This window comes from Amycolatopsis panacis (genome assembly GCF_003600245.1).
In the GTDB taxonomy this organism is placed as follows: domain Bacteria; phylum Actinomycetota; class Actinomycetes; order Mycobacteriales; family Pseudonocardiaceae; genus Amycolatopsis; species Amycolatopsis sulphurea.
The window spans coordinates 1-518 of record NZ_QZFV01000056.1; the positions used below are offsets into that span (position 1 = coordinate 1).

At 67.6% G+C, this 518-nt stretch carries 1 protein-coding gene; it reads right to left on the reverse strand.

Translation table 11 applies throughout. The annotated features are described in order from the left end of the window. Nucleotides 1-351: IS3 family transposase (locus D5S19_RS04470; RefSeq protein ID WP_147397336.1), on the reverse strand; the 351-nt coding region annotated here is incomplete at its 3' end. Between the last annotated feature and the right edge of the window lie 167 nt (nucleotides 352-518).

Below are 518 nucleotides of genomic sequence, written 5' to 3' on the forward strand. Positions count from 1 at the left end.
CGTCTTGACCTTGAACGTGCGTGGGCTGATGCCCTCCAGACCGATCGAGGCCATGATCTTGGCGACGGTCTTCGCCGTGACGACCTCGCCCTGGTCGCGGAGTTCGGCGGTGATCCGCGGCGACCCGCAGGTTCCGCGCGAGTCCTGGTGCACCTCGGTGATCTTCACCTCGAGATCGGCGCGGCGTCGCTGCCGCGCCGTCAACGCCATCGCCGCAGCACGTCTGACGTGCGCATAGTAGCCCGACGCCGACACGCCCAGCAGCCATGTCATGCGCCGGACCGAGACCCGCGTGCGCTGCGGCGAAGCGGCGGTGGCGAGGAACTCGTCAGGGCCGGCGTACGTGGCCATCAGAGCGAACCGGGCTGGTTCTTCTGCATCGCGGCAAAGCACGCCGGTCGGGTGGCGCGGGGGAATCTCACCCCCGCGCTCCCTCAGATCCGGGCGTAATAGTCTCCCATTACCCGGCTCTTCTCATCCTTTCACCAGAATGCGTGGACCCACCGCCAGTGCGCGAA